This is a genomic window from Streptomyces macrolidinus, assembly GCF_023887685.1.
In the GTDB taxonomy this organism is placed as follows: Bacteria; Actinomycetota; Actinomycetes; order Streptomycetales; family Streptomycetaceae; genus Streptomyces; species Streptomyces macrolidinus.
The window spans coordinates 1-362 of record NZ_JAMWMR010000117.1; the positions used below are offsets into that span (position 1 = coordinate 1).

General features: G+C 66.0%; 1 protein-coding gene. It reads left to right on the top strand.

Translation table 11 applies throughout. The features are described from left to right. Positions 1-362, top strand: a 362-nt coding sequence (locus NGF19_RS30480; protein ID WP_252429182.1) for an acyltransferase domain-containing protein, incomplete at both ends; no start/stop codon positions are given.

The window sequence follows — 362 nt, forward strand, 5'->3', positions numbered from 1 at the left end:
CTGAGGGGCTGGTGCGGGGTGTTGCGGGTGGTGTGGGCCGGGTGGGTTTTGTGTTCCCGGGCCAGGGGTCGCAGTGGGCTGGTATGGGTGCGGAGTTGTTGGGTTCGTCGTCTGTGTTCGCGGAGGCGATCGCGGAGTGTGAGGTTGCGTTTTCGGCGTTTGTGGATTGGTCGTTGGCGGGTGTGTTGCGTCAGGAGGTGGGTGCGCCGTCGCTTGAGCGGGTGGATGTGGTGCAGCCGGTCTCGTTCGCGGTGATGGTGTCGTTGGCGAGGGTGTGGCAGGCGCATGGTGTGGTTCCGCAGGCGGTGATCGGGCATTCTCAGGGTGAGATCGCTGCGGCGTGTGTGGCGGGTGCGCTGTCG